Genomic DNA, 25,602 nt, shown 5'->3' on the forward strand with positions numbered 1-25,602 from the left:
CACAGGTCAGGAGACTTCAAGCTCGTTGTCGATGAAGGCGAACATCTCGTCGTCGGTGGCCGCCTCGAAGTGCTCGGCCGTGCCGGCGCCGTTGAGGCCCGTCAGGAAGTCCTTGAGGCGGGCGACCAGCCGGTTGCGGGCGATGCTCTCCTCCGCCAGCCCGGTCACGGTGTTCTCGATCTTCTCGATCTCGGCGAAGAGCCGCAGGGTCTGCGCCTCCTCGTCCTCCGCCCCGTCGAAGTGGTTCACCAGGTAGTCGATCAGCTCGATCGAGGTCGGATAGTCGAAGACCAGCGTGGCCGGCAGCCGGAGCCCGGTGACGGTGCTGAGCCTGTTCCTGAACTCGACCGCGGTGAGGGAGTCGAAGCCCAGGTCCTGGAACTGGCGCTGGGGCTCGATCGCCGAGGCGTCGCCGAAGCCGAGGACCATCGCCGCCTGGCCGCGGACGAGGTCCGACAGCGCCGTCCGGCGCTCCGCGGGCTCCATCGCGGCGAGCCGTTCGGTGAGCCCGTGCAGGGCGCCCGCCCGGGGCAGTGCCGTCCGGGCCGTGGTCCTGGCCTGGACGAACCGGGCGGCGACCAGCGCCGGGAGGTCGTGGTTCAGGCCGGCGTCGAACAGGGCCAGCCCGTCCGCCACCGGGAGCGGCTTCAGGCCCATGCGCTCCATGCGGCGCACGTCGGCCTCGGTCAGGTCCTCCGCCATCCCGCCGCTCTCCCACAGGCCCCAGGCCAGCGAGGTTCCCGCCAGTCCCTGTGACCTGCGGTGCTCGGCGAGCGCGTCGAGGAAGGCGTTGGCCGCGGCGTAGTTGCTCTGCCCGGCGCCGCCGAGCACCCCGGAGAGGGAGGAGAAGAGGACGAACGCCGACAGGTCGAGGTGCCGGGTGAGCTCGTGCAGGTGCCAGGCCGCCTCGGCCTTGGGCCGCATCACCTTGTCCAGCCGCTCTGGCGTCAGCGCGGTGATCACACCGTCGTCCAGGACACCGGCCGCGTGCACCACACCGCTCAGCGGCCGCTCCGCCGGGATGCCCGCGATCAGCTCGGCCAGCGCCTCACGGTCACCGACGTCGCAGGCCGCGACCTCGACCGAGGTGCCCAGCTCCGTCAGCTCGGCCACCAGCTCGGCCGCCCCCGGCGCCTCAGCGCCGCGACGGCTGACCAGCAGCAGACGCCCGACCCGGTACGTGGCCGCCAGGTGCCTGGCCACCACCGCGCCCAGCCCGCTCAGACCACCGGTGACCAGCACCGTGGACTCCGGCCCGAACTCCAGCCGCTCGTACTCCGGTACGGCCGCCCGTGCCAGGCGCGGCGACCACAGCGCGCCCGAGCGCACCGCGACCTGCGCCTCGCCCGAGGCCAGCGCCCGGCCGACCGTGTTCTCGTCGAGGGGGTCCGTGCCCAGGTCCAGCAGCGTGAAGCGACCGGGCTGTTCGGCCTGCGCCGCCCGCACCAGACCCCAGACCGCGGCCTGCGCCGGGTCCACGTCCTCGACCTCGGCCACCGCCACCGCGCCCCGGGTCACCAGCACCAGCCGCGAGGAGGCGAACCGCTCCTCCGCCAGCCAGCCCCGCACCAGACCCAGCGCCCGGTGCACCCCGGCCGACACCTCGACCAGCACACACTCCGCGACGTCACCCTCCAAGGAGCCCTCCAGCGAGTCCGTTGTCGTCCATCCGGGGACCTCCGCCGAGGCGGAAGCGGCCGGAGCGACGCTCCACTCGAGGCGGTACAGGTTCTGCCCGGCGGTGTTGCCCAGGCCGGCCGTGGACAGGGCCCGCAGCGTGAGCGTCTCGATGTCGGCCACCGGCACGCCGCTGCCGTCGGCGATGTTCAGCGCGATGCCGACGCTCCCGACGTTGGCGTCGGCCTTCCTGGTGGCCCGGACGCGCAGGGAGGTGGCGCCGACCGTGTGGACCGACACCCCGTTCCAGGCGAACGGCAGGTAGGGCCGCCCCGGCTCGGGGGCGGGCATCAGGTCGCCGAGGGCGCCGGCGTGCAGGGCCGCGTCCAGCAGCGCGGGGTGCACCCCGAAGCGGGCCGCGTCGGCGTGCGCCTGCTCGGGCAGCACGATCTCGGCCAGCACCTCACCGGGTCGCACCCACGCCCGCGCCAGCCCCTGGAAGACGGGCCCGTACTCCAGGCCGATCTCGGCCAGGCGCTCGTACAGGTCCTCCACCGCGACCGCGACCGCGTCGGCGGGCGGCCAGACCGTCACGTCGAAGCCCGGCTCGTCCAGGCGCTCGGCGAGCTCACCTTGCGCGTGCAGGGTCCAGTCCTCGGCGTCGTCGGCCCGGGAGTGGATCGCCACCGACCGCGTCCCCGACTCCTGGAGCGCGCCGACCAGCACCTGCACCCGTACGCCGCCCTCGGCCGCCAGCACCAGCGGCGCCTGCAATGTCAGCTCCCGTACCTGCGGGCAGCCCAGCTCCTCGCCCGCCCGGCCCGCCAGCTCCACCAGGGCGGTTCCCGGCACGACGGGCGTCTCGTTGATCACGTGGTCGGCGAGCCACGGCTGCGTGGCGATCGACAGGCGACCGCTGAAGACCACCGACTCGCCACCGGCGACCTCGGTCACCGCACTCAGCAACGGGTGGTCGATCGCGCCCAGACCGGCCGCGTCCATGTTCCCGGCCCCGGCCTGTGCCGCCACCCAGAACCGCTCGCGCTGGAAGGCGTACGTCGGCAGGTCGGCGCGCGCCGGCCGGGCGGGGGCGAAGAAGGTGTCCCAGTCGACGGCGACGCCACGGACCTGCAACTGTGCCAGGGCCCTGACCAGGGTCCGGGCCTCGTCGCGGTCCTTGCGCGCGGTCGCGACGAACGCCCCGTCGTGCACGCTCTGCTGCGCCAGCGCGGTCAGGGTGGCGTCCGGCCCGACCTCCACGAACACGTTCGCCTGGCAGGCGGTCACCCCGTCGGCGAAGCGCACGGCCTCGCGCACGTGCCGCACCCAGTAGCGCGGGTCGGTGAGCAGTCCCGGCTCGGCCGGTCGGCCCGTCACGTTGGAGACGACGGGGATGGCCGGCTCGGCGAAGGTCAACCCGGAGACGATCTGCTCGAACTCGGCCAGCATCGGCTCCATCAGCGGCGAGTGGAACGCGTGCGAGACCCGCAGCCTGCGAGTGCGGGCACTCACCAGCGCCGCGATCTCGTCCACCGCGTTCTCGGCACCGGAGATCACCACGGCCTCGGGCCCGTTCACCGCGGCGACGCCCACATCCGAACGGCCCTCCAGCAGGGGAAGGACGTCCGCCTCGGGGGCGGCGATCGCCAGCATCGCCCCGCCTTCCGGCAGCGCCTGCATCAGCCGGGCGCGGGCCGAGACCAGCGTGCAGGCGTCGGCCAGCGAGAGCACCCCCGCCACGTGGGCGGCCGCGATCTCTCCCACCGAGTGGCCGACCAGCACGTCCGGGGTGACGCCGAAGGAGGCCAGCAGCCGGTGGAGGGCGACCTCGAAGGCGAACAGCGCCGGCTGGGTCATCCCCGTCTCGGCCAGCACGCCGTCGGGATCGGAGAACATCACCTGGCGTACGGGGTGCGGCAGCAGCGCGCAGATCTCGTCCAGCGCCTCGGCGAACACCGGGAAGGCGGAAGCCAGCTCGCGGCCCATGCCCACCCGCTGGCTGCCCTGACCGGCGAACAGCATCGCCAGCCTGGCCCGCCCGTGTACCGGCCCGGACTCGACCACCGACTCGCCCGGCTCGCCCTCGGCCAGCGCCGACAGCGCCTCCAGCAGCCCGGCGCGGTCCGCGCCGACCACCGCCGCGCGCTGCTCCAGCAGCGCCCGGCCCGTCGCGAGCGACCAGCCCGCGTCCGCCACGTCCAGCTCCGGCCGCGCCAGCATCCAGGACCTGAGGTGCCGCGCCTGGGCCCGCAGCGCCGCCGTCGACTTCCCGGAGAGCAGCAGCGGGACGGCGGGCAGTGCCTCGCCCGGCTCCCTGTCCGGCTCGGCCGGGGACTCCTCCAGGACGACGTGCGCGTTCGTGCCGCTGATCCCGAAGGAGGAGACGGCGGCCCGGCGCGGGCGGTCGTGCACCTCCCAGGGACGGGCCTCGGTCAGCAGTTCCACCGCGCCCGCGGACCAGTCGATGTGCTCCGACCGCTCCTCGGCGTGCAGGGTCTGCGGCATGACGCCGTTGCGCAGGGCCATCACCATCTTGATCACACCGGCCACACCGGCTGCCGCCTGCGCGTGGCCGATGTTCGACTTGATGGAACCCAGCCACAGCGGACGGTCCTCCGGCCGGTCCTGGCCGTAGGTGGCGATGAGCGCCTGCGCCTCGATCGGGTCGCCCAGCACCGTCCCGGTGCCGTGCGCCTCGACGAGGTCGACGTCCGCGCTCGACAGCCCGGCGTTGGACAGGGCCTGGCGGATCACCCGCTGCTGCGAGGGACCGTTCGGCGCGGTCAGGCCGTTGCTCGCGCCGTCCTGGTTGACCGCGCTGCCCCGCAGGACGGCGAGGACCCGGTGGCCGTTGCGCCGCGCGTCCGACAGCCGTTCGACGAGCAGCATGCCCACGCCCTCCGAGAGACCGACGCCGCCCTCCGCCTGGGCGAACGCCCGGCAGCGGCCGTCCGGCGAGAGGTTGCGCTGCCGGGCGAACTCGATGAACGTCCACGGGGTGGCCATCACCGTCACGCCACCCGCGAGGGCGAGGTCGCAGTCGCCCGAGCGCAGTGCCTGCGCCGCCAGGTGCAGCGCGACCAGCGACGACGAGCACGCGGTGTCCACGGTCATCGCGGGCCCCTCGAACCCGAAGGTGTAGGAGACCCGGCCCGAGGCGACGCTGCCCGAGTTGCCGGTGCCGATCAGGCCCTCCAGCTCCTCCGGTATGGAGGTGAGCTGGCTCGCGTAGTCGTGGTACATCACACCGGCGAACACGCCCGTACGGCTGCCGCGCAGCCCGTGCGGGTCGATTCCCGCGCGCTCGATCGCCTGCCAGGAGCTCTCCAGCAGCAGGCGCTGCTGCGGGTCCATCGCGACGGCCTCGCGCGGGCTGATCCCGAAGAAGCCGGGGTCGAAGTCGGCGACGTCGTAGAGGAAACCGCCGTGCCGGGCGTAGGAGGTGCCGTGGTTGCCGGGGTCCGGGTCGTACAGCCTCTCCAGGTCCCAGCCCCGGTCCGTGGGGAACTCGCCGACCGCGTCGCCCGCCTGGGCCACGAGCCGCCACATGTCCTCCGGCGACTCGACCCCGCCCGGGTAGCGGCAGGCCATGCCGACGATCGCGATGGGCTCGTCGTCCCCGGCCGTGACCCGCGTCGCTACCGCGACCTCCCGCCTGCCGAGCAGCTCGCCGGACAGGAACGGGACGAGCGTCGCCTGGGTCGGGTAGTCGAAGATCAGCGTGGCCGGCAGCCGCATGCCGGTGACCTGGCCGAGCCGGTTGCGGAACTCCACCGCCATCAGCGAGTCGAAGCCGAGCTCCTGGAAGGAGACGCCGTCGTCGAGCGCGGAGGTGTCGGCGAAGCCGAGGACCACGGCCAGCTGGTCGCGTACCAGGTCCTCCAGGACGGCCCGCTGCCCGGCCGGGGGCAGGCTCGCCAGCCGCTGCTTCAGGGTGGCCGCCGCCTCGGAGGCCGCCGTCGCCACCCGCCTGGCCGGGGCGGACACCAGGCCGCGCAGCAGCGGTGGCAGCGAGTCGGCCTGGGCGCCGAGGATCTTGAAGTTGAGCTGGGCCGGGAGCAGCGTGGCCCGTCCCGTGTCGAGCGCGGCGTCGAAGAGGGTGAGGCCGTCCTCGGCGGTGAGCGGGTCGACGCCGGAGCGCGCGAGGCGCCGCAGGTCGGCCTCGTCCAGGTCGGCCAGCCCGCCCTCGCGCCACAGGCCCCAGGCCAGCGAGGTGCCCGCCAGCCCCTGTGACCCGCGGTGCTCGGCGAGCGCGTCGAGGAAGGCGTTGGCCGCGGCGTAGTTGCCCTGCCCGGGACCGCCCAGCACCCCGGCCATCGAGGAGAAGAGGACGAACGCGGACAGGTCGAGGTGCCGGGTGAGCTCGTGCAGGTGCCAGGCCGCCTCGGCCTTGGGCCGCATCACCTTGTCCAGCCGCTCTGGCGTCAGCGCGGTGATCACACCGTCGTCCAGGACACCGGCCGCGTGCACCACACCGCTCAGCGGGTGCTCCGCCGGGATGCCCGCGATCAGCTCGGCCAGCGCCTCACGGTCACCGACGTCGCACGCCGCGACCTCGACCGTCGCACCCAGCTCCGTCAGCTCGGCCACCAGCTCAGCCGCCCCCGGCGCCTCAGCGCCGCGACGGCTGGTCAGCAACAGGTGCCCGACCCGGTACGTGGCCGCCAGATGCCTGGCCACCAGCGCGCCCAGGCCGCTCAGACCGCCGGTGACCAGCACCGTGCCCTCCGGCCCGAACACGGGGACGCGATCCTCCTCGACCGGCGCCACCGCCGTACGCACCAGACGCGGCACCCACACCGCGCCCGAGCGCACCGCGACCTGCGCCTCGCCCGAGGCCAGCGCCCGGCCGACCGCCTCCACGTCCAGCGGCCCGTCCTCCACGTCCAGCAGTACGAACCGGCCCGGCTGTTCCGTCTGCGCCGCCCGTACCAGGCCCCACACCGCCGCCTGCGCCGGATCCGGCGTCTCGTCCGCGACGGCCATCGCACCCCGGGTCACCAGCACCAGCCGCGAGGAGGCGAACCGCTCCTCCGCCAGCCAGCCCCGCACCAGACCCAGCGCCCGGTGCACTCCGGCCGACACCTCGACCAGCACACACTCCGCGACGTCACCTTCCAAGGAGCCTTCCAGCGAGTCCGCCACCGTCCACCCGGGGGCCCGCACGGAAGCGGCCGGGGCCTCGCTCCACTCGACGTGGAACAGCTTGTTCCTGAGCCCCGCGGTGCGGCCGACCTCCGGCGGGCCGGCGGAGACCGGGCGTACGGCCAGCGACGCGACCGTCGCCACCGGCAGGCCCGCGGTGTCCATCAGCTTGAGCGAGACCCCGCCCTGGGCGAGCAGCGAGATCCTGATGCGGAGCTTCGTGGCCCCGGAGGCGTGCAGCGCCACCCCGTTCCAGGCGAACGGCAGCGAGGGCCGGCCCGGCTCGGAGCCGGTCGCGAACTCGCCGAGGGCGGTGGCGTGCAGGGCGACGTCGAACAGCGCGGGGTGCAGCCCGAACCTGGCGGCGTCCCGTGTCATGTCCTCGGGCAGCGCCAGCTCGGCGAAGACCTCGTCGCCCTTGCGCCACGCGGCCTGCAGCCCGCGGAACGAGGGACCGTAGCCCAGGCCGATGGCGGCGAAGTCGTCGTACAACCCGTCCAGGCCGACGGCCCGCGCGCCCTCCGGGGGCCAGGTCTCCTCGGCCTCCGGGGCGACGACGCCGACGCGGGCCAGCACTCCCGCGGCGTTCTGGGTCCAGGGCTCATCCTGCGCGTCGTGCGTCCGGGAGTAGATGCCCACCTGCCTGCGTCCGTCCTCGCCGGGAGCGCCGACGGCCACCTGGAGCTGGACGGCTCCGCGCTCGGGCAGGAAGAGCGGCGCCTGCAGCGTCAGCTCCTCCAGCAGGTCGCAGCCGACCTCGTCGCCCGCCCGTACGGCCAGCTCCACGAGACCGGTCCCGGGCAGCAGCACCTGCCCGTTGACCGCGTGGTCGGCGAGCCAGGGGTGAGTGGCGATCGACACGCGTCCGGTGAGCACCGCCGCCCCGCTCTCCGCGAGCCCGGTGGACGCGCCGAGCAGCGGGTGCCCGGTGGCCCAGAGGCCGAGGCTCTCCGCGTCGCCCGCGCCGCCCGTCTCCAGCAGCCAGTAGCGCCGGTGCTGGAAGGCGTAGGTCGGCAGGTCGACGACGCCGGGCCGGGCCGGGGCGAGGGCCGCCTCCCAGTCGACGTCACCGCCGCGTACCCACACCTCGGCCGCGCTCGTCCACAACCGGCGCAACCCACCGTCATCACGCCGCAACGAGCCCACCACCACACAGGCGTCCGCGACCCCGGCCGCCTCCACACTCTCCAGCACCCCGATCCGCAACACCGGATGCGCGCTGCACTCCACGAAGAACCGATGACCCTCACCCGCCAGCGCCTCCACCGCCGGACCGAACCCCACCGTCTCGCGCAGGTTCTCGTACCAGTACGCGCCACCGGCCTCCACACCCTCCAGCCAGCACCCCCGCACCGTCGAGTACCACGGCGTGTGGCCGATGCGCGGCGCCACCGGCGCCAGCAACCCGGCCAGCTCGTCCTCGATCGCCGTGACGTACGCCGAGTGCGAGGCGTAGTCCACCTCGATCCGCTTGGCCCGCACCCCGGCCGCCTCGTACTCGGCGAGGAGCTCCTCCAGCGCGTTCACCTCACCGGAGATCACCGTGGAGGCCGGGCCGTTGACCGCCGCCACCGACACCCGGCCGTTCAACGCCGCCAACCGCTCGGCCACCCGCTCCGACGGCAACGGCACCGACACCATCCCGCCCTGACCCGCGAGCGCGACGATCGCCCGGCTGCGCAACGCCACCACCCGCGCGCCGTCCTCCAGCGACAACGCCCCCGCCACCACCGCGGCCGCGATCTCACCCTGGGAATGACCCACCACCGCCGAGGGCGCCACCCCGAGCGACTGCCACACCTGAGCGAGGGAGACCATCATCGCCCACAACACCGGCTGGACCACGTCCACCCGATCGAACCCCGGCTGCCCTTCCTCGGCGCGCAGAACGCCGGTCAGCGACCAGTCCACGAACTCCGACAGCGCCACCTCACACTCCGCCATCCGCGCCGCGAACACCGCCGACGACTCCAGCAACTCCACCCCCATCCCCAGCCACTGCGAACCCTGACCGGGGAAGACGAACACCGTCTTGCCCGCCGAGCCGGGCGCACCGGTCACCACTCCGGCGCTGACGCCGCCCGAGGCCAGCGTCGCCGTACCGGCGAGAAGCTCACCCCTGTCCGCGCCCACGACCACCGCGCGGTGGTCGAACACCGACCTGGAGGACGCCAGGGAGTGGGCCACGTCGACGTCGGTATCGGTTCCCGCCTCCACCCACGCCCCGAGCCGCTGGGCCTGCGCCCGGAGCGCCTCGCCCGTCTTCGCCGACAGCACCCACGGCACCACCGGCACCTCGACGGGCGCCTCGGCCTCGGCCTCCTCCAGGGCGGGGGCCTCCTCCAGCACCACGTGCGCGTTCGTGCCGCTGACCCCGAAGGAGGAGACCGCGGCCCGGCGCGGGTGATCCTCGGGGTTCCACGAGCGGGCCTCGGTCAGCAGTTCCACGGCGCCGGCCGACCAGTCCACGTGCGGGCTCGGCTCGTCCGCGTGCAGCGTCCTCGGCAGTACGCCGTGCCGCATGGCCATCACCATCTTGATGACCCCGGCGGCACCCGCGGCGGCCTGGGCGTGGCCGATGTTCGACTTGATGGAGCCGAGCCAGACGGGCCGGTCCTCGGGACGGTCCTGGCCGTAGGTGGCCATCAGCGCCTGCGCCTCGATCGGGTCGCCGAGCGGCGTCCCGGTGCCGTGCGCCTCGACCACGTCCACGTCCGTGGGCGACAGCCCCGCGTTGGACAGCGCCTGGCGGATCACCCGCTGCTGCGAGGGACCGTTGGGAGCCGTCAGGCCGTTGCTCGCGCCGTCCTGGTTGACCGCGCTGCCCCGTACGACCGCGAGGACCCGGTGGCCGTTGCGACGGGCGTCCGACAGCCGCTCGACGAGCAGTATGCCCACGCCCTCGCTCCAGCCCGCGCCGTCCGCGCCCGCCGAGAACGCCTTGCACCGGCCGTCGACGGACAGGGCGCCCTGCCGGCAGAACTCGACGAACGTGCCCGGGGTCGCCATCACCGTCACGCCACCGGCGAGGGCCAGGTCGCACTCGCCGTTGCGCAGCGCCTGCACCGCCAGGTGCAGCGCCACCAGCGACGACGAGCACGCCGTATCGACGGTGACGGCCGGACCCTCGAACCCGAAGGTGTACGACACCCGCCCGGAGGCGACGCTGCCGGAGTTGCCGGTGCCGATCAGGCCCTCCAGCTCCTCCGGTATGGAGGTGAGCTGGGAGATGTAGTCGTGGTACATCACGCCGGTGAACACGCCCGTGCGGCTTCCTCGCAGGTGGTTCAGGCGGATGCCGGCCCGCTCGACCGCCTCCCACGAGGTCTCCAGCAGCAACCGCTGCTGCGGGTCCATCGCGAGGGCCTCGCGCGGCGAGATCCCGAAGAAGCCGGGGTCGAAGTCACCGGCCTCTCCCAGGAACCCGCCGTGACGCACGTAGGAGGTGCCGTGGGCGTCGGGGTCCGGGTTGTATACCTTGTCCAGGTCCCAGCCGCGGTCGGCAGGGAACTCGCCGATGGCGTCCGTACCGGCCGACACCAGCTCCCACAGCTCTTCAGGTGAGGAGACCCCGCCGGGATAGCGGCAGGCCATTCCCACGATCGCGATCGGCTCGTCGTCGACCGCCGCCGTCCTGGCCACGGTGCCCGCACCGGCCGCCGAGGTGGCCCCGCCGAGCTCGGCCACCAGGTGGTCGGCGACCGCTTCGGCGGTGGGGTAGTCGAAGACGAGGGTGGCGGGCAGTCGCAGCCCCGAGGCCGCCATCAACCGGTTGCGCAGCTCGACCGCGGTCAGCGAGTCGAAGCCCAGCTCCTGGAAAGCCCGATCCGGCTGCACCGCGCTCGCCGAGGCGTGTCCCAGCACGGTGGCCACCTCCTGGCGGACCACCTCCAGCACCACCTCACGGCGCCTCCCCTCCTCCTGAACCCCGGCCAGCCGCCGCACCAGCGCCGACCCACCCGAGCGCACCGCCCGCCGCACCGGGGCGCGCACCAGGCCCCGCAGCAACGCCGGCAACCCCTCACCCCGCGACCGCAACGCCACCGCATCCACCCGCAACGGCACCAACGTCGCCGCCTCCGACACCAGACCCGCATCGAAGGAGGCCAGCCCCTCGGCCACCGACAACGCCGGCAGGCCCTGACGGCGCATCCGCTCCCGGTCCGCCTCGCTCAACCAGCCGCTCAACCCGGTGTCGGCATCCCACAACCCATACGCCAGCGACGTGGCCACCAGCCCCTGTGCCCGCCGCCTGGCCGCCAGCGCGTCCAGGAACACGTTCGCCGCCGCGTAACTACCCTGACCGGCCGCCAGCACCAACCCACCGGCCGAGGAGAACAACACGAACGCCGACAGATCCAGATCCGCCGTCAGCTCGTGCAGATGCCACGCCGCGTCCGCCTTCGCCCCCAGCACCCCGTCCAGCCGCTCCGCGGTCAGCGAACCCACCAGGCCGTTGTCGGCCACCCCGGCCGCGTGCACCACACCCTTGAGCGGATACTCCTCCGGAACGCCCGCGATCAGCTCGGCCAGCGCCTCACGATCACCCACATCACACGCCACGACCTTGACCGTGGCGCCCAGCTCCCACAGTTCCGCCACCAGGTCCGCGACGCCCGGGGCCTGCTCACCGCGCCTGCTGGCCAGCAGCAGATGCCTGACCTGGTACGTGGCCGCCAGATGCCTGGCCACCAGCGCGCCCAGACCTCCGGTGCCTCCGGTGACCAGCACCGTGGCCTCCGGCCCGAACTCCAGGCGCCCGTCGTCCGGCGTGACCGCGCGCGCCAACCGGGGCACCCACACCTCGCCCCCGCGGATCGCGGCCTCCGGCTCCTGCGAGGCCACCACCGCCTCCAGGGCCTCCTCCACACCGGTGTCCACGTCCGCGTCCACGTCCACCAGCACGAACCGGCCCGGGTTCTCCGCCTCGGCCGCCCGCACCAAACCCCACACCGCCGCCTGCGCCGGATTCGGCGCCTCGTCCGCGACCGCCATCGCGCCCCGCGTCACCACCACCAGCCGCGAGGAGGCGAACCTCTCCTCGGCCAGCCACTCCCGCACCACACCCAGCACTTCGGCCGCCGACTCACGCACCGCACCCAGCACCTCGACCGCCGGCGAGACGACCTCGTACACCACCGCCTCGGGCACCACCGCACCCTCCGCGACCACCTCACCCAGATCGACCAGCCCCGACCCCGCCGACTCCACAGCCCCGGCCTGCCCGGACGGAAGCGGCGTCCAGGTCACCCGGTGGAGGAAGTTCATGTCGGTGTTCGGGGTGGCCGTCGACAGGGGACGCACGATGAGTGCCTCGATGTCGGCCACGGGCACGCCGTCGCCGTCGGCGATGTTCAGCGTGACGCCGGTGGTTCCGGCGTCGGTGTTCCTGGTGGCCCGGACGCGCAGGGAGGTGGCACCGGCCGTGTGGACCGACACCCCGTTCCAGGCGAACGGCAGGTACGGCTGCCCCGGCTCCGCGGTAGGCAGCAGATCACCGAGGGCACTGGTGTGCAGGGCCGCGTCCAGCAGCGCCGGATGCACCCCGAAGCGGGCCGCGTCGGCGTGCGCCTGCTCGGGTAGCACGATCTCGGCCAGTACCTCACCGGGTCGCACCCATGCCCGTGCCAGTCCCTGGAAGACGGGCCCGTACTCCAGGCCGATCTCGGCCAGGCGCTCGTACAGGTCCTCCACCGCCACCGTCACCGCGTCGGCGGGCGGCCAGACCGTCACGTCGAAGCCCGACTCGTCCAGGCTCTCGGCGAGCTCGCCCTGCGCGTGCAGGGTCCAGTCCTCGGCGTCGTCGGCCCGGGAGTGGATCGCCACCGACCTGGTCCCCGAGTCCTGGAGCGCGCCGACCAGCACCTGCACCTTCACGCCGCCCTCGGCCGCCAGCACCAGCGGCGCCTGCAGCGTCAGCTCCCGCACCTGCGGGCAGCCCAGCTCCTCACCTGCCCGGACCGCCAGCTCCACCAGCCCCGTCCCCGGCACGATGAGCGTCCCATTGACCATGTGGTCGGCGAGCCACGGCTGTGTGGCGATCGACAGGCGACCGCTGAAGACCACCGACTCGCCACCGGCGACCTCGGTCACCGCGCTGAGCAACGGGTGGTCGATCGCCGCCAGGCCGGCCGCGTCCATGTCCCCGGCCTCGCTCAGCGTCGGGATCCAGAACCGGTCACGCTGGAAGGCGTACGTCGGCAGGTCGAGGTGCGCTCTCGGGGTGAGGATGGCCTTCCAGTCGACGGTGACGCCGTGGGTGTGCAGCCGTCCCAGTGCCTCGACCAGGGTCCTGACCTCGTCGCGGTCCTTGCGCACGGCCGGAACGAAGGCGCCGTTCTCGACGCTCTGCTGGGCCAGGCCGGTGAGCACCCCGTCCGGTCCGATCTCCAGGAACACGCCCGCCTGGCAGGCGGTCACCCCGTCGGCGAAGCGCACGGCCTCACGGACGTGCCGCACCCAGTACGCCGGGTCGGTGAGCAGGCCCGGCTCGGCCGGTCGGCCCGTCACGTTGGAGACGACAGGGATGGTCGGCTCGGCGAAGGTCAACCCGGAGACGACCTGCTCGAACTCGGCGAGCATCGGCTCCATCAGCGGCGAGTGGAAGGCGTGGGAGACGCGCAGGCGCCGGGTCCGTGCGGTGACCTGCTGGGCGATCTCCTCTATCGCGTTCTCGCTGCCGGAGATCACCACGGCCGCCGGGCCGTTCACCGCTGCGACGCTCACGTCCTCGCGGCCTTCCAGCAGGGGAAGGATGTCCGCCTCGGGGGCGGCGATGGCCAGCATCGCCCCGCCCTGCGGCAGCGCCTGCATCAACCGGGCGCGGGCCGAGACCAGGGAGCAGGCGTCGGCCAGCGAGAGCACCCCGGCCACGTGAGCGGCGGCGATCTCCCCGACCGAGTGACCCACCAGCACATCCGGGGTGACACCGAACGAGGCCAGTAACCGGTAGAGGGCAACCTCGAAGGCGAACAGCGCCGGCTGGGTCGTCCCCGTCTCGGCCAGTGCCTCCGCCGGACCGGAGAACATCGTCTCCCGCAACGACCCCGGCAACAGCGCGCAGATCTCCTCCAGCGCCTCGGCGAACACCGGGAACGTCTCCGCGAGTTCGCGGCCCATCCCGACCCGCTGGCTGCCCTGACCGGCGAACAACATCGCCAGCCCACCACCGGCCGACTCCAGCACCGTCGTCCCGTCGGCCAGCGCACGCAGACCCGCCACCAACTCAGACCGGTCGGCACCCACCACCACGGCACGCTGCTCCAGCGGTGCGCGGCCGGTGGCCAGCGTCCAGGCGGCATCGGCCGGGTCCAGTTCCGGCTGGGTCTCCGCCCAGTCGGCGAGCCGGGAAGCCTGTCCCCGCAGCGCCTCCGGCGTCTTGGCCGAGATCAGCCACGGCGTCACCGGCAGCTCACCACCGTCAGGGAGCTCCGGCTCCGACACCGGGCCCTGCTCGATGATCACGTGTGCGTTCGTGCCGCTGATCCCGAAGGAGGAGACCGCGGCCCGGCGCGGACGCTCGCTGTCCCAGGAACGCGCCTCGGTCAGCAACTCCACCGTGCCCGCCGACCAGTCGATGTGCCCCGACCGCTCCTCGGCGTGCAACGTCTGCGGCAGCGTCCCGTGCCGCATCGCCATCACCATCTTGATCACACCACCCACACCCGCCGCCGCCTGGGTGTGACCGATGTTCGACTTCAGCGACCCCAGCCACAGCGGACGGTCCCCGGGACGGTCCTGGCCATAGGTGGCGATCAGCGCCTGCGCCTCGATCGGATCCCCCAGCACCGTCCCGGTGCCATGAGCCTCGACCACGTCCACATCCGCGCTCGACAACCCCGCGTTCGCCAGCGCCTGGCGGATCACCCGCTGCTGCGAGGGACCGTTCGGAGCGGTCAGGCCGTTGCTCGCGCCGTCCTGGTTGACCGCGCTGCCTCGTACGACCGCGAGGACCCGGTGACCGTTGCGACGCGCGTCCGACAGCCGCTCGACCAGCAGGACACCGACACCCTCGCCCCAGGCGGTACCGTCCGCCGTGTCACCGAACGACTTGCACCGGCCGTCGGGCGCCAGGCCGCGCTGCCGGGAGAACTCGATGAAGGTGCCCGGTGTCGACATGACCGTGACGCCGCCCGCGAGGGCCAGGTCGCACTCGCCCGAGCGCAGTGCCTGCGCCGCCAGGTGCAGCGCCACCAGCGACGACGAGCACGCGGTGTCCAGGGTCATCGCGGGTCCCTCGAACCCGAAGGTGTAGGAGACCCGGCCGGACACCAGGCTTCCGCCGCTGGTCGAGGCGGGGGTACCGAGGCCGTAGTCGTGGTACATCAAACCGGCGAACACGCCCGTGCGGCTGCCGCGCAGCTCGACGGGGCTCACACCGGCCCGCTCCATCGCCTCCCACGACGCCTCCAGCAGCAACCGCTGCTGCGGGTCCATGGTCAGCGCCTCGCGCGGCGAGATGCCGAAGAAGCCGGGGTCGAAGTCGGCGGCGTCGTACAGGAAACCGCCGTGCTTCACGTAGGAGGTGTCCTTGCTCTCCGGGTCCGGGTTGTAGATCCGCTCCATGTCCCAGCCACGGTCGGCGGGGAACTCGGAGATGGCGTCCGTACCGGAGGCCACCAGGTCCCACAGTCCCTCGGGCGACAGCACGCCGCCCGGGTAGCGGCAGGCCATGCCCACGATCGCGATCGGCTCGTCGTCGACCGGCGTCCTGGACGTCGTGACCGAGGTGGCCGCGGACGCGGCGCCGGTCAGCTCCGACCCCACGTACTCCGCCACCGCTCTGGCGGTCGGGTAGTCGAAGATCAGCGTGGCCGGCAGCCGGAGTCCGGTGACGGTACCGATCCTGTTCTTGAACTCGACCGCGGTGAGGGAGTCGAAGCCGAGGTCCTGGAAGGCGCGGTCCGGCTGGACGGCCTCCTTCGAGGCGTGCCCGAGCACCGTCGCCGCTTCCTGGCACACCAGGTCGGCGAGGACCGACCGGCGTTCCGCGGGCTCCATCGCGGCGAGCCGTCCCGCGAGACCGTTGGGGGCGCCCGCTCGTGGCAGTGCCGTACGAGCCGGAGTCCTGGCCTGGACGAACCGGGCGGCGACCAGCGCGGGCCGGTCGTGGCGCAGCGCGGCGTCGAACAGCGCCAGCCCGTCCGCGGCCGACAGCGGCTTCAGGCCCATGCGCTCCATGCGGCGCACATCGGCCTCGGTCAGCTCCTCGGCCATCCCGCCGATCGCCCACAGGCCCCAGGCCAGCGAGGTTCCCGCCAGCCCCTGTGACCCGCGGTGCTCGGCGAGCGCGTCGAGGAAGGCGTTGGCCGCGGCGTAGTTGCCCTGCCCGGGACCACCCAGCGCCCCCGCCACCGAGGAGAACAGCACGAACGCCGACAGGCCCAGTTCCCGGGTGAGCTCGTGCAGGTGCCAGGCCGCCTCGGCCTTGGGCCGCATCACCTTGTCCAGCCGCTCTGGCGTCAGCGCGGTGATCACACCGTCGTCCAGGACACCGGCCGCGTGCACCACACCGCTCAGCGACCGCTCCGCCGGGATGCCCGCGATCAGCTCGGCCAGCGCCTCACGGTCACCGACGTCGCACGCCGCGACCTCGACCGTCGCACCCAGCTCCGTCAGCTCGGCCACCAGCTCGGCCGCCCCCGGCGCCTCAGCGCCGCGACGGCTGACCAGCAGCAGACGCCCGACCCGGTACGTGGCCGCCAGATGCCTGGCCGCCAACGCGCCCAGGCCGCTCAGACCACCGGTGACCAGCACCGTGCCCTCCGGCCCGAACACCGGAGCGCGCCCCTCCCCGACCGGCGCCACCGCCGTACGCACCAGACGCGGCACCCACACCGCACCCGAGCGCACCGCGACCTGCGCCTCGCCCAAGGCCAGCGCCCGGCCGACCGCCTCCACGTCCAGCGGCCCGTCCTCCACGTCCAGCAGTACGAACCGGCCCGGCTGTTCCGTCTGCGCCGCCCGTACCAGACCCCACACCGCCGCCTGCGCCGGATCCGGCGTCTCGTCCGCGACGGCCATCGCACCCCGGGTCACCAGCACCAGCCGCGAGGAGGCGAACCGCTCCTCCGCCAGCCAGCCCCGCACCAGACCCAGCGCCCGGTGCACCCCGGCCGACACCTCGACCAGCACACACTCCGCGACGTCACCGTCCAGCGAGTTCGCCATCGTCCATCCGGGGACCTCCACCGAGGCGGAAGCGGCCGGAGCGACGCTCCACTCAAGCCGGTGCAGGGCGTCGGAGCGGTGGGTGGTGAGCTGGTCGGCCGTGATCGGACGCGCGGCCAGCGACTCCACCGACAACACCGGCGCACCGGCCGAATCGGCGATCGCCAAAGCGACCGTGTTCTCCCGCACCGGCGAGATACGCACCCGGATCTCGGTCGCCCCGGCCGAATGCAGACACACCCCCGTCCAGGAGAACGGCAACACCGTCTGCCCGTCCCCCACCACCAACGGCGCGTGCAACGCCGCATCCAACAACGCCGGATGCACCCCGAAGCGCACCGCGTCCCCATAAGCCTGCTCGGGCAACGCGACCTCGGCGAAGACCTCCTCACCCCGCCGCCACACCGCCTTCAACCCCTGAAAGACGGGCCCGTACTCATACCCCATGCCCAGCAACACCTCGTAGGCATCGGCGACCTCCACCGCCACCGCCCCCACCGGCGGCCAGACCCCCACCTCCAACGCCCCCGCGCTCTCCGAACCCAGCACCCCCTCGGCATGACCCGTCCACGACCCCGCGACATCACCTTCGGGACGAGAATGAATCGACACCGCACGAACACCGGAGGCCTCAACGGCGCCGACGACGACCTGCACCTGCAGACCACCCTCGACCGGCAACACCAGCGGAGCCTGCAACGTCAGCTCCCGCACCAACGGCCGACCCACCTCGGCCCCGGCACGCAACGCCAGCTCCAGCAACCCGGTACCCGGCACCAGCACCGTCCCGTTCACCGCGTGATCAGCCAGCCACACCTGCGTCGCCACCGACAAACGGCCACTGAAGACCACCGACTCACCACCGGCGACCTCCGTCACCGCACTCAGCAACGGATGATCGATGGCGACGAGTCCCACCTCGGCCATGTCACCGGTCTCGATCCGCGTGGGGATCCAGAACCGGTCACGCTGGAAGGCGTACGTCGGCAGATCGACACGCGCTCCCGGCGTGAGGATGGCCTTCCAGCCGACCGTCACACCGTGGGTGTGGAGTCGACCAAGTGCCTCGACCAGGGCCCGGACCTCGTCGCGGTCCTTGCGCACGACCGGAACGAAGGCCCCGTTCTCGACGCTCTGCTGCGCCAGCGCCGTCAGGGTGGCATCCGGCCCGATCTCCAGGAACACCCCCGCCTGGCAGGCGGCCACCCCATCGGCGAACCGCACGGCCTCGCGCACGTGCCGCACCCAGTACGCCGGATCGGTCAACAGGCCCGGCTCGGCCGGCTGCCCCGTCACGTTGGAGATGACGGGGATGACCGGCTCGTTGAAGGTCAGCCCGGAGACGACCTCCTCGAACTCGGCCAGCATCGGCTCCATCAACGGCGAATGGAACGCGTGCGAGACCCGCAGCCTGCGAGTGCGGACAGTCACCTGCGCGGCGAGCTCCTCCACCGCGCTCTCGCTACCGGAGACCACCACGGCCGCCGGCCCGTTCACCGCCGCGATCCCGACATCCAAGCGGCCCTCCAGCAACGGAAGCACCTCCGCCTCGGGAGCCGCGATCGCCAGCATCGCCCCACCCCGCGGCAACGCCTGCATCAACCGAGCCCGAGCCGAAACCAGCGCACACGCATCGGCCAGCGACAACACACCCGCCACATGAGCAGCCGCGATCTCCCCGACCGAGTGACCCACCAGCACATCCGGAGTGACACCGAACGAGGCCAGCAACCGATACAGCGCCACCTCGAAGGCGAACAGCGCCGGCTGGGTCATCCCCGTCTCATCCAGCACCTCCGCCGGACCGGAGAACATCGCCTCCCGCAACGACCCCGGCAACAGCGCACACACCTCGTCCAACGCCTCGGCGAACACCGGGAAGGTGGAAGCCAGCTCACGCCCCATCCCCACCCGCTGGCTGCCCTGACCGGCGAACAACATCGCCAGCCCACCACCGGCCGACTCCAGCACCGTCGTACCGTCGGCCAGCGCACGCAGACCCGCCACCAGCTCAGACCGGTCCGCGCCCACCACCACCGCACGCCGCTCCAGCACCGAACGGCCGGTCGCCAGCGTCCAGGCGGCACCGGTCACGTCCAGTTCCGAACGCTCCTCCGCCCAGTCCGCGAGCCGCGAAGCCTGCTCCCGCAGCGCCTCCGGGGTCTTGGCCGAGATCAGCCACGGCGTCACCGGCAACCCGGCACCCGCAGGCTCCGGCTCCGACACCGGACCCTGCTCGATGATCACATGTGCGTTCGTGCCGCTGATCCCGAAGGACGACACAGCCGCCCGGCGCGGACCCTCGCTGTCCCAGGGACGGGCCTCGGTCAGCAGCTCCACCGCGCCCGCCGACCAGTCCACGTGCGGCGACGGCTCCTCGGCGTGCAGGGTTCGCGGCATGACGCCGTTGCGCAGGGCCATCACCATCTTGATGACACCGCTCACACCGGCGGCGGCCTGGGCGTGGCCGATGTTCGACTTGATGGAGCCCAGCCACAGCGGCCGGTTCTCCGGACGGTCCTGGCCGTAGGTGGCGATCAGTGCCTGCGCCTCGATCGGGTCACCCAGCACCGTTCCCGTACCGTGCGCCTCGACCACGTCCACGTCCGCGCTCGACAGACCGGCGTTGGCCAGCGCCTGGCGGATCACCCGCTGCTGCGAGGGACCGTTCGGCGCGGTCAGGCCGTTGCTCGCACCGTCCTGGTTGATCGCACTGCCGCGCAGGACGGCGAGGACCTGGTGACCGTTGCGACGGGCGTCCGACAGCCGCTCGACGAGCAGCATGCCGACACCCTCGGCCCAACCGGCCCCGTCCGCGGTGGCGCCGAACGCCTTGCACCGGCCGTCGGGCGCCAGGCCGCGCTGCCGGGAGAACTCGATGAACATGCCGGGCGTCGACATCACCGTCACGCCGCCCGCCAGCGCCAGATCGCACTCGCCCGTACGCAGCGCCTGCGCCGCCCAGTGCAGCGCGACCAGCGACGACGAGCACGCGGTGTCGACGGTGACCGCGGGGCCCTCCAGGCCCAGGGTGTAGGAGACCCGGCCGGACACCAGGCTTCCGCCGCTGGTCGAGGCGGGGGTACCGAGGCCGTAATCGTGGTACATCACACCCGCGAACACACCCGTACGGCTGCCCCGCAACCCCATCGGGTCCAGCCCCGCCCGCTCGACCGCCTCCCACGACGCCTCCAGCAGCAACCGCTGCTGCGGGTCCATGGTCAGCGCCTCGCGCGGCGAAATGCCGAAGAAGCCGGGGTCGAAGTCGGCGGCGTCGTACAGGAAACCGCCGTGCCTGGAGTACGAGGTGCCCTGGCTGTCGAAATCGGGGTTGTACACCTTGTCCAGGTCCCAGCCGCGGTCGGCAGGGAACTCGCCGATGGCGTCCGTACCGGCCGACACCAGCTCCCACAACCCCTCGGGCGAGGACACCCCGCCCGGGAACCGGCAGGCCATTCCCACGATCGCGATCGGCTCGTCGGCCACCGAGACGTCGGCCGCGACCACCTGCGAGACCTGACCACCGGCCAGCTCGGCCACCAGGTAGCCGGTCACCGCTTCGGCGGTGGGGTAGTCGAAGACGAGGGTGGCGGGCAGTCGCAGCCCCGAGGCCGCCATCAACCGGTTGCGCAGCTCCACCGCGGTCAGCGAGTCGAACCCCAGCTCCTGGAAGGCCCGATCCGGCTGCACCGCGCTCGCCGAGGCATGCCCCAGCACGGTGGCCACCTCCTGGCGGACCACCTCCAGCACCACCTCACGGCGCCTCCCCTCCTCCTGAACCCCGGCCAGCCGCCGCACCAGCGCCGACCCACCCGAGCGCACCACCCGACGCACCGGAGCGCGCACCAGGCCCCGCAACAACGCCGGCAACCCCTCACCCCGCGACCGCAACGCCACCGCATCCACCCGCAACGGCACCAACGTCGCCGCCTCCGACACCAGACCCGCATCAAACGACGCCAGCCCCTCGGCCACCGACAACGCCGGCAGGCCCTGACGGCGCATCCGCTCCCGATCGGCCTCGCTCAACCAGCCGCTCAACCCGGTGTCGGCATCCCACAACCCATACGCCAGCGACGTGGCCACCAGCCCCTGTGCCCGCCGCCTGGCCGCCAGCGCGTCCAGGAACACGTTCGCCGCCGCGTAACTACCCTGACCGGCCGCCAGCACCAACCCACCGGCCGAGGAGAACAAAACGAACGCCGACAGATCCAGATCCGCCGTCAGCTCATGCAGGTGCCACGCCGCGTCCGCCTTCGCCCCCAGCACCCCATCCAGCCGCTCCGCGGTCAGCGAACCCACCAGGCCGTTGTCGGCCACCCCGGCCGCGTGCACCACACCCTTGAGCGGATACTCCGCCGGAACGCCCGCGATCAGCTCGGCCAGCGCCTCACGATCACCCACATCACACGCCACGACCTCCGTACGGGCACCGAGCTCGGTCAGCTCGGCGACCAGTTCGGGCACCCCGGGAGCCTGCGCGCCGCGCCTGCTGGCCAGCAGCAGGTGCCGCACCCCGTAGGCGGTCACCAGATGCTTGGCCACCAGCGCGCCCAGGCCGCCGGTGCCACCGGTGACCAGCACCGTGGCCTCCGGACCGAACTCCGGCCGCTCCCCCTGCGGTACGGCGGCGTGTGCCAACCGGGGCACCCACACCTCGCCCCCGCGGATCGCGGCCTCCGGCTCCTGCGAGGCGACCACCGCCTCCAGGGCCTCCTCCACACCGGTGTCCGCGTCTACGTCCACGTCCACCAGCACGAACCGGCCCGGGTTCTCCGCCTCGGCCGCCCGCACCAGACCCCACACCCCGGCCACCCCGAGGTCCACGTCCTCGTCCGCGACCGTCACCGCGCCCCGCGTCACCACCACCAGCCGCGAGGAGACGAACCTCTCCTCAGCCAGCCACTCCCGCACCACACCCAGCACCTCGGCCGCCGACTCACGCACCGCACCCAGCACCTCGACCGCCGGCGAGACGACCTCGTACACCACCGCCTCGGGCACCACCGCACCCTCCGCGACCACCTCACCCAGATCGACCAGCCCCGACCCCGCCGACTCCACAGCCCCGGCCCGCCCGGACGGAAGCGGCGTCCAGCCGATCCGCAGCAGGGCGTCGGAGCGGTGGGTGGTGAGCTGGTCGGCCGTGATCGGACGCGCGGCCAGCGACTCCACCGACAACACCGGCGCACCGGCCGAATCGGCGATCGCCAAAGCGACCGTGTTCTCCCGCACCGGCGAGATGCGCACCCGGATCTCGGTCGCCCCGGCCGAATGCAGACACACCCCCGTCCAGGAGAACGGCAACACCGTCTGCCCGTCCCCCACCACCAACGGCGCGTGCAACGCCGCATCCAACAACGCCGGATGCACCCCGAAGCGCACCGCGTCCCCATAAGCCTGCTCGGGCAACGCGACCTCGGCGAAGACCTCCTCACCCCGCCGCCAGACCGCCTTCAACCCCTGAAAGACGGGCCCGTACTCATACCCCATGCCCAGCAACACCTCGTAGGCATCGGCGACCTCCACCGCCACCGCCTCCACCGGCGGCCAGACCCCCACCTCCAACGCCCCCGCGCTCTCCGAACCCAGCACCCCCTCGGCATGACCCGTCCACGACCCCGCGACATCACCTTCGGGACGAGAATGAATCGACACCGCACGGACGCCGGAGGCCTCAACGGCGCCGACGACGACCTGCACCTGCAGACCACCCTCGACCGGCAACACCAGCGGAGCCTGCAACGTCAGCTCCCGCACCAACGGCCGACCCACCTCGGCCCCGGCACGCAACGCCAGCTCCAGCAACCCGGTACCCGGCACCAGCACCGTCCCGTTCACCGCGTGATCAGCCAGCCACACCTGCGTCGCCACCGACAAACGGCCACTGAAGACCACCGACTCACCACCGGCGACCTCCGTCACCGCACTCAGCAACGGGTGGTCAAGCGCACCCAGTCCGGCGGCGCTCATCTCCCCGGCCCCGGCACGTCCCGGGATCCAGTAGCGCTGGTGCTGGAAGGCGTACGTCGGCAGGTCGACATGCCGTGCCGGGGTGAGGATCGTCCCCCAGTCGACCGTCACGTCATGGCCGTGCAGCCGTCCGAGCGCCTCGACCAGGGTCCGGACCTCGTCACGGTCCTTGCGCGCGGTCGCGACGAACACGCCCTCCTCGACGCTCTGCTGCGCCAGCCCGGTCAGCACCCCGTCCGGCCCGACCTCCAGGAACACGCCCGCCTGGCAGGCGGCCACCCCATCGGCGAACCGCACGGCCTCACGCACGTGCCGCACCCAGTACGCCGGATCGGTCAACAGGCCCGGCTCGGCCGGCTGCCCCGTCACGTTGGAGATGACGGGGATGACCGGCTCGTTGAAGGTCAGCCCGGAGACGACCTCCTCGAACTCGGCCAGCATCGGCTCCATCAGCGGTGAATGGAACGCGTGCGAGACCCGCAGCCTGCGAGTGCGGACAGTCACCTGCGCGGCGAGCTCCTCCACCGCGCTCTCGCTACCGGAGACCACCACGGCCGCCGGCCCGTTCACCGCCGCGATCCCGACATCCAAGCGGCCCTCCAGCAACGGAAGCACCTCCGCCTCGGGGGCGGCGATCGCCAGCATCGCCCCGCCCCGCGGCAGCGCCTGCATCAACCGAGCCCGAGCCGAGACCAGAGAGCAGGCGTCGGCCAGCGAGAGCACCCCGGCCACGTGAGCCGCCGCGATCTCCCCGACCGAGTGACCCACCAGCACATCCGGAGTGACACCGAACGAGGCCAGCAACCGATACAGCGCCACCTCGAAGGCGAACAGCGCCGGCTGGGTCATCCCCGTCTCATCCAGCACCTCCGCCGGACCGGAGAACATCGCCTCCCGCAACGACCCCGGCAACAGCGCACACACCTCGTCCAGCGCCTCGGCGAACACCGGGAAGGCGGAAGCCAGCTCACGCCCCATCCCCACCCGCTGGCTCCCCTGACCGGCGAACAACATCGCCAGCCCCCCGGCCACCGCACCCGGCACCGCATCCGTCCCGTCGGCCAGCGCACGCAGACCCGCCACCAGCTCAGACCTGTCCGCGCCCACCACCACCGCACGCCGCTCCAGCACCGAACGGCCCGTCGCCAGCGTCCAGGCGACGTCCGCCACCTCAAGCTCCGGACGCTCCTCCACCCAGGACGCCAGCCGCGAAGCCTGCTCCCGCAGCGCCTCCGGAGTCTTGGCCGAGATCAGCCACGGCGTCACCGGCAACCCGGCACCCGCAGGCTCCGGCTCCGACACCGGACCCTGCTCGATGACCACGTGCGCGTTCGTACCGCTCACCCCGAAGGACGAGACACCGGCCCGGCGCGGGCCCTCGGTGTCCCAGGGACGGGCCTCGGTCAGCAGCTCGACGGCACCCGCGGACCAGTCCACGTGCGGCGACGGCTCCTCGACATGAAGCGTGCGCGGCAGCGTCCCGTGCCGCATCGCCATCACCATCTTGATCACACCACCCACACCCGCCGCCGCCTGGGTGTGACCGATGTTCGACTTCAACGACCCCAGCCACAGCGGACGGTCCTCCGGCCGGTCCTGGCCGTACGTGGCCAAGATGGCCTGCGCCTCGATCGGGTCACCCAACCTGGTGCCCGTGCCATGCGCCTCGACCACGTCCACGTCCGCGCTCGACAACCCGGCGTTCGCCAGCGCCTGGCGGATCACCCGCTGCTGGGAAGGGCCGTTCGGCGCGGTCAGGCCGTTGCTCGCACCGTCCTGGTTGACCGCGCTGCCCCGCACCACCGCCAGCACCCGGTGACCGTTGCGACGCGCGTCCGACAGCCGCTCGACGAGCAGCATGCCGACACCCTCACCCCAGCCGGTGCCGTCGGCCGACGCGGAGAACGCCTTGCACCGCCCGTCCACCGACAGGCCACGCTGCCGGGAGAACTCCACGAACGTCGTCGGGGTCGCCATCACGGTCGCCCCGCCGGCCAGCGCCAGGTCACACTCGCCGGTGCGCAGCGCCTGTACGGCCAGGTGCAGCGCGACCAGCGACGACGAGCACGCGGTGTCCACCGTGACCGCCGGACCCTCGAACCCGAACGTGTACGACACCCGGCCCGAGGCGATGCTCCCCGAGTTGCCGGTGCCGATCAGGCCCTCAAGCTCGCCCGGCACGTTCGAGAGCTGGGGCGCGTAGTCGTGGTACATCACACCCGCGAACACACCCGTACGGCTGCCGCGCAACCCCACCGGGTCCAGCCCCGCCCGCTCGACCGCCTCCCACGACGCCTCCAGCAACAAACGCTGCTGCGGGTCCATGGCCAGGGCCTCACGCGGCGAGATGCCGAAGAAGCCCGCGTCGAACTCGCCCGCGTCGTGCAGGAACCCGCCGCGCCGCGAGTACGAGGTACCCCGGTCGTCCGGGTCGGTCGAGAACAGCCGGTCCAGGTCCCAGCCGCGGTCGGTGGGGAAGTCCCCGATCACGTCGGCGCCGGTGGCCACCAGGTCCCACAGGCCCTCGGGCGAGGACACCCCGCCGGGGAACCGGCAGGCCATCCCCACGATCGCGATCGGCTCGCGGGCCGCGTCGGTGAGGGAACGGTTCTGCGCGCGCAGCCGTTCGGTCTCCTTCAGGGAGGAACGCAGGGCCTCTATGAGCTTGGTGTCGTTCGCAGTCATGCTCGCCTCGTA

General features: G+C 72.8%; 1 protein-coding gene. It reads right to left on the minus strand.

Annotated features, from left to right (window positions below; all coding sequences use genetic code 11):
• Positions 1-6 precede the first annotated feature (6 nt).
• Entirely contained in the window at positions 7-25,590 is a 25,584-nt protein-coding gene (locus ACFYWM_RS24485) for an SDR family NAD(P)-dependent oxidoreductase (protein WP_389917762.1), read from the minus strand.
• Positions 25,591-25,602 lie beyond the last annotated feature (12 nt).

This window comes from Streptosporangium sp. NPDC002721 (genome assembly GCF_042888905.1).
GTDB lineage: Bacteria > Actinomycetota > Actinomycetes > Streptosporangiales > Streptosporangiaceae > Streptosporangium.

What these genes read in the sequence shown, in the direction of transcription:
- ACFYWM_RS24485 (WP_389917762.1), bottom strand. Translation starts at nt 25,590, where the DNA reads ATGACTGCGAACGACACCAAGCTCATAGAGGCCCTGCGTTCCTCCCTG.